This is a genomic window from Asticcacaulis biprosthecium C19 (genome assembly GCF_000204015.1).
Taxonomy (GTDB): Bacteria; Pseudomonadota; Alphaproteobacteria; order Caulobacterales; family Caulobacteraceae; genus Asticcacaulis; species Asticcacaulis biprosthecius.
In genome coordinates, this window is record NZ_GL883078.1 from 10095 (window position 1) to 16214 (window position 6120).

A 6120-nucleotide genomic window follows, 5' to 3' on the forward strand; every position below is an offset into this window, starting at 1 on the left:
TTGATCAAGCGCCGTCAGCCGTATGCGCCGTCGCCTTGGCTACGCCCTTGCGGACCTTATGCTTGAACACCGAATAGATAATGGTCGAGATGACGAACAGCAGGATGAAGTTGTAGGCCGTCACCGCCGCCACCATGCGAGCATTCTCACGGTTATAGTCGACCCGGCGCAAATAGCAGCCCGACGTATCGAAGGCATTGAAGGTGATCTGGTTCAGGGTCGCATCCAGCCAGTATTCCGCCGTCATCACCGCGTGGTCCGGCGACACCGCCCCTACCGAAGGCAGGTCGACAGCTCCGGCCTGTCTCAGCCACTGCGAACAGGCAGTCGGGCGCGGCAGGAAGTAATAGTTGGTCTCGCTGCTTACCGTTACCGGCGGGTTCCATAACGACGCCACCCCACCGCGTTCCGGGTTCAACGCTACACCGGCCATGACGAAGACCGTCATCATCCCGGGCAGCCCCAATATATAGAGCAGGTTCTTTCCGGCCAGCCCCAGTCGCCGCGGGCCATCCTGGTTGACCGGCTTTTCCATGTCGACCACCCGGATCTCCCAGATGGCAATCAGCAGCGGCAAGCAGATGGCGGCGAACAGCCCGGCCCAGATCAGCACCTGCGGCAAGAACCCCGCCGGTCGCACCGCCATGGTAATCCCCGCCATTGCGGCACCCAGAATGACCACGATGACGCGCGCCGCCTTCCAGCCATCAAACGCACGGTCATGGCCGGCTTTGCCGCGCGTATTGGCAAGCAGGATGTGAAACACCGACCGCACGATCAGGATGACGATCAGCACCAGCGCCAGGGCAACGCTGCCCAGCGACAGGACGGTGAACCAATTGTCGGTCATTTGCACCCGCGTCTCCCCGCAGCTTCCGGCTGTTAACCATTTGCGATACAGGTGGGGTTAAATGTCAAGACGTTGACGTTCGCGGCGCCGACCGCCAAGATCGAGCCAACGATGGGGAAACGCCTATGCACCGCATAATGGCCGCTTTGCTTCTGGGGTTTTTACCCGCCACCACGGCCCCGGCGGAACCGCTGCGGCCGCAGCATCTCCTTCCAGTCCATTTCGGCGGTCGTGTCGGTGCGTTCGACCAGATCTCGGGCTATAGCCACCAATGGCCGGGCGCCTATTTCGAAGCGCGCTTCAAAGGCAAGGCCGTCACCGTCAACTTCAACGATTCGGAAAACATCAGTGCCGTCTATGTCGACGGCGTCCGTGTCGCCACCGAGACCAGGCCCGCCCTGGGCTATGTCACCTACGACCTGGCCTTCGACGCAGAACATACCATCCGCGTTGAGACCCTGACCGAGTCGCAGAAAAATGCTGGCGCCTTTGTCGGCTTTTCGGTGGCCGACACGACGTCCGTATTAAAGGCACCGAAACCCCGAGCCCGTCAGATCGAGTTCATCGGCGATTCCTGGACGGTCGGCTACGGCAACATCTCCCCAAAACAGGAATGTACCGAGGACGAGGTTTGGGCCACCACCGACACCTCCCAGGCCTTCGGTCCTCTGACAGCCAAGCGTTTCGACGCCGACTACCAGATCAACGCCTTTTCCGGCCGCGGCGTGGTGCGCAACTATGATGGCATCGCGCCCGGCGAGCCGCTGCCCGCCCTCTACCCCTATGTCCTGTTCGATAAGGAAACCCTGTACGAGGACGAATCGTGGAAACCGCACCTGATCGTCGTAGGCCTGGGCGGCAACGACTTCTCGACCCCGGTCAAGACGGGTGAAAAATGGCCGTCCGAAGACGCCCTGGCCGCCGATTTCGAAGCGTCCTACGTTGTCTTTCTCAAAGATCTGCGCCAACGCCATCCCAACGCCTTCCTGCTGGTCACCAACTACGACGGCCCTAAGGTCGCCCCTCACGTCGACGCCGTCGTCGCCGCTATGAAAGCCGGTGGCGAAACGCGCGTCGACAGCGTAACACTCGGTGAGTTCGCCTTGACCGGCTGTCACTGGCATCTCGACCTCAACGATCACCGCAAGATCAGCGCGCAGTTGACGCAATGGATCGACACCCATCCGGACCTATGGAGTTACAAGTGAAGCGCTTCCTGCCTCTGCTCACCCCGCTTTTCCTGCTGGCGGCCACGGCCCACGCCGAAGTCCAGCTACCGATGAAGACTGGCGGCCGGGTCATGCCCCAGGCCAATGCCACCGACGGCTATGTCCATCAATGGCCAGGCACCTATTTCGAATCGCGCTTCAAGGGCACATCGGTCGTGGTTCGCCTCAGCGACGACGCCAACATCCTGAACTTTTACCTCGACGGCAAAAAGGTTCTGACCGAAACCAAGCCGGGCCAGGGTGACATAGAACTGGGGCCTCTGGCCGACCGGGAACACACCATCCGCGTCGAAAAGGTCACCGAGTCGGAGTGGACACCGGCCACCTTCTCGGGCTTTTTCGTCCCGGATCAGGCCAATGTCCTGCCCGCGCCGGCGCCTGCCGCGCGCCGCATCGAATTCATCGGAGATTCGTACACCGTCGGTTACGGCAACACCTCGACCACCGTCGACTGCACCACGGACACAGTCTGGGCCACCACCGACAATAGCCGCGTCTTCGGCACGCTGACGGCCAAGCATTTCGGTGCCGACTACCGTTTCAGCGCGATTTCCGGCAAGGGCATCGTGCGCAACTACAATGGCGGCGAGGGTTTGCAACTGCCCCTCGCCTACCCGTTCGATGTCCGCGTCAATGGTATCACCCTGACGCGCAATGCCGACGCCTGGCAGCCCCACGTCATCGTCATCGGCCTGGGCACCAACGATTTCTCGACTCCGCTTAATCCCGGCGAAAAATGGGCGACGCGTGAGGCCTTGCACGCCGACTATATTGCCACCTATACCAAATTCGTCCACGACCTGCGTGCACGCTACCCCGGCGCCTACGTCATCCTGACCGCTACCGACCAGATGCAGGGCGAATACACCACCCAGGTCAAAAAGGTCATGGAAGGCTTACAGGCATCAGGCGAGCGCCACATCGCCTTCTTACCGCTGAATTCCCTAACCTACACCGGTTGCCACTACCACCCGTCTCTGGCCGACAGCCAGACGGTCCGCGACCTTCTGGTCGCCTGGATCGAAGCCCACCCGGAGGTTTGGCAAGGGGATTAAAGGAAGACTATGCGACTTTTTCGCTGCGACAACTGCGGCAATGCCATCTACTTCGAAAACCGTTCGTGCCTGAATTGCGGGATGCGGCTGGGCTTTGTCTCGGACGAGATCTGCCTGCATCCGGTTCGGCCCGACTCCACCCAATCCGACCTGTGGCGCCGCATCGATCAGCAGCAATTCATCTATCGCTTCTGTGGCAACGCCGTCTGGGATGTCTGCAACTGGCTGGTTCGGGCAGAAGGCGGCGAAAAATACTGCGTCGCCTGCCGCTATAACGGTCTGGTGCCTAATCCGAAGACGTCCGACGGTCTGCGCCGCTGGCGCGCCATCTCCGATGCCCAGCGTCACCTCTTCTATTCCTTCCTGCGCCTGGATCTGCCCCGCCAAAGCCGCCTGGAAGATCCACAGGGCGGATTGCGCTTCGATCTGAAGGAGGATGAAATCCTGCCCGATGGTTCCTGCAACCCAGTCATGATCGGCCATGACGAAGGCCACATCGTCATCCGTGCCGCCGAGGCCGACGACCCGACGCGCGAACAGCAGCGCGCCATGATGAACGAGCCCTACCGCACCCTGCTGGGTCACTTCCGTCACGAAACCGGGCACTTCATCTGGAACCGTATGGTTCGCGATGCTGGCAAGATCGACGGCTTCCGCGCCATCTTTGGCGACGAAAGCGTTGATTATGGCCAGGCGCTGGAACGCCATTACCGCGAGGGCCCGCCGCGCGGATGGGGCTCGAACTACATCAGCTTCTACGCCACCTCCCATCCGTGGGAGGACTTCGCCGAGTGTTTCGCCCACGTGCTGCACATTATCGACAGCCTGGAGACGGCGCATATGTTCGGCATCGCCCTGGCGCCGGTGTCGCCTGACCTGGCCACCAGCCACGCCAATTTCGACCCCTATTCGGTGCTGGATTTCGAACGAATCGCCGAGGTCTGGGTGCCGTTGTCGGTGGCACTGAACTCGATCCACCATTCGATGGGCGAACGCGACCTGTATCCCTTCATCCTGACCCCGGCGATCAAACAGAAGATGGGCTACGTGCACGGACTGCTGACGCGTCAGGTCTAAACCTTGCCTTCGGGAGGGATTGGGCCTTAAGTCGCGGCAAAACCGAGAGGATAGGTCATGTTAATTGCCGCCCTGATGAGCCTTGCCATGCTGAGCCCCGTACAACAGTCCATCCCTCAGCCCACCGAACCGGCGGTCCTCTTGCCGATGAAGGTCGTCGGCAAGGTCCTCCCCCACGCCCAGGGCTACAGCCATCAATGGCCCGGCGTCTATTTCGAGACCCAGGCCAAGGGCCCCGTCATCAGCCTGGCGTTTCAAGACGACAACAGCAATTTCAATGTCGTGGTCGACGGCAAGCCGCTGCTGATCGTCAAAAAGCCTGGCGCCACCCAGGTGAATATCTCCCTGCCGGAAGGTTCCCACACCGTCCGCGTCGAAAAGCGCTCGGAAACCCAATATGCCACCGGCCAGTTCCTCGGATTTGTCGGCTGGCCCGGGACGCCGGCCGCCGCCCTCACCCGCCAGATCGAATTTGTCGGCGATTCCCTCACCGTCGGTTACGGCAACACCTCGCCCTATAGCGACTGCACGCCTGAGGACATTTTCGAAACCACCGACGCCCAGCAGGGCTTTGGCCCGATTATCGCCAAACACTTCACGGCCGACTACCAGATCAATGCCTTCTCGGGCCTGGGCATGGTGCGCAACTATGGTGGCTTCGAGCACCCGAAATACCGCATGCCGATGCTCTATCCGCGCGCCCTGTTCGACGATCCGACCCCGGCGCCGCGTGACGGCTGGATGCCGCAAGTGATGGTCATCGGCATCGGCGGCAACGATTTTTCCACGCCGGTTGCCGCGGGCGAACCGTGGAAGGACGAAGCCGCCCTTCAGGCCGATTACGAAAAAACCTACGTCCGGTTCGTCAAGAACCTTCGCAAGACCAATCCGGACGCCTTCCTGATTCTGACCTCGCCGGATGAACGCAACGGCTATACCCAGGGCACGACCGCGGTTTACGAAGCGCTGAAAGCCGACGGCGAAACTAAGATCGCCCGCCTGACCATCCCGCCGACGGTCAGCGACGGCTGCAATGGCCACCCCAACACGCGGGACGACGCCAATATAGCGAAAATGTTCATCGCCTGGCTGGAGGCCCATCCCGAGGTCTGGCAGGGCAAATGAGGCACAGTCGCCGCCGAAATGGCGAACACGCCTGACAAGCGCGAATCGGCGTGTTAGGAATGGTTAACGATGGGTTTTATGGGGTGGTTGCCGTGTGGCGTTTTCTGACCGTTGTCTTTCTGGTGGCCGTGGTCCTGGGTGGCGGGCTGTTCTACGCCGCCCCGATGATCACCTTCTATGATGTCCGCAGTTCCGCCAAGACCGAAGACGTCGCTGCCCTGGCCAAGCTGGTCCGCTTCGATTCGGTGCGCACCGGTTTGAAGGCGCAACTGCTCGCCGGCGACGAAGGCGTTGCCGCACCTCCGCCGTCCGCAGTCACCGATCCGGTCGGCGCCACCGGCAATGTGTTGAAAGACGTTTCCAAGACGGTCGGCAAGGCGTGGGATCAGTTGACCAACCCGAACGCCCCCAAGGCGCCGCTCATTCCGGTTGTCGATGTCGAATCCTATCTGAAGCCGAAATCTCTGCTGGCCCTGACCTACGGAGCTGGTGAAGACGCGCCCAAGTTCGACATGGCCAGCTACGACGCCAAGCCGCCCATGCCGAAGTACAGCTTCATGAGCCTGGAGCGGGCCCGCCTCACCGTCGAAGACCCCGAACGCGGCGTGACCACCTTTACCTTCGAGCGCAAGGGCCTGACCCACTGGGAACTGACCCACATTGCCCTGCCCAAGGCCGGCGAAGAAGCCACCGCCGCCTCTCCGGCAGGATAAAGAGCAGTACTTACTTCTTCCTTCTCCTCCCTATCGACGATGGGGAGCGGGGTGGCCCGTGCCATGGCAAG

At 61.3% G+C, this 6120-nt stretch carries 6 protein-coding genes; 5 read left to right on the forward strand and 1 reads right to left on the reverse strand.

The annotated features are described in order from the left end of the window. Window positions 1–4 precede the first annotated feature (4 nt). A complete protein-coding gene (locus tag ABI_RS10780; RefSeq protein WP_006272991.1) occupies window positions 5–850 on the reverse strand; it encodes a hypothetical protein in 846 nt (281 codons plus the stop codon). 125 nt (window positions 851–975) lie between these two features. Between ABI_RS10780 and ABI_RS10785 the strand changes: the two genes are divergently transcribed. From ABI_RS10785 to ABI_RS10805, 5 genes are all read left to right on the forward strand, one after another. Further along, entirely contained in the window at window positions 976–2058 is a 1083-nt protein-coding gene (locus tag ABI_RS10785) for an SGNH/GDSL hydrolase family protein (protein ID WP_006272992.1), read from the forward strand. Next, window positions 2055–3134: an SGNH/GDSL hydrolase family protein gene (locus ABI_RS10790; RefSeq protein WP_006272993.1), complete on the forward strand. Its 1080-nt coding sequence runs from the start codon at window positions 2055–2057 to the stop codon at window positions 3132–3134. The genes ABI_RS10785 and ABI_RS10790 overlap by 4 nt, the downstream gene beginning before the upstream one ends. A 9-nt stretch (window positions 3135–3143) precedes the next feature. Further along, the gene (locus ABI_RS10795) at window positions 3144–4211 is read left to right on the forward strand and encodes a zinc-binding metallopeptidase family protein (protein WP_006272994.1); all 1068 of its coding nucleotides are present in this window, start codon (window positions 3144–3146) and stop codon (window positions 4209–4211) included. Window positions 4212–4268: 57 nt separating this feature from the next. After that, window positions 4269–5336, forward strand: a complete 1068-nt coding sequence (locus tag ABI_RS10800) for an SGNH/GDSL hydrolase family protein (RefSeq protein ID WP_006272995.1) — start codon at window positions 4269–4271, stop codon at window positions 5334–5336. Between the two features lie 92 nt (window positions 5337–5428). Further along, complete coding sequence (locus ABI_RS10805) at window positions 5429–6049, forward strand: DUF2939 domain-containing protein (protein ID WP_157138861.1); 621 nt, start codon at window positions 5429–5431, stop codon at window positions 6047–6049. Window positions 6050–6120: the final 71 nt, after the last annotated feature.

What these genes read in the sequence shown, in the direction of transcription:
- ABI_RS10780 (WP_006272991.1), bottom strand. Translation starts at nt 850, where the DNA reads ATGACCGACAATTGGTTCACCGTCCTGTCGCTGGGCAGCGTTGCCCTG.
- ABI_RS10785 (WP_006272992.1), top strand. Translation starts at nt 976, where the DNA reads ATGCACCGCATAATGGCCGCTTTGCTTCTGGGGTTTTTACCCGCCACC.
- ABI_RS10795 (WP_006272994.1), top strand. Translation starts at nt 3,144, where the DNA reads ATGCGACTTTTTCGCTGCGACAACTGCGGCAATGCCATCTACTTCGAA.
- ABI_RS10800 (WP_006272995.1), top strand. Translation starts at nt 4,269, where the DNA reads ATGTTAATTGCCGCCCTGATGAGCCTTGCCATGCTGAGCCCCGTACAA.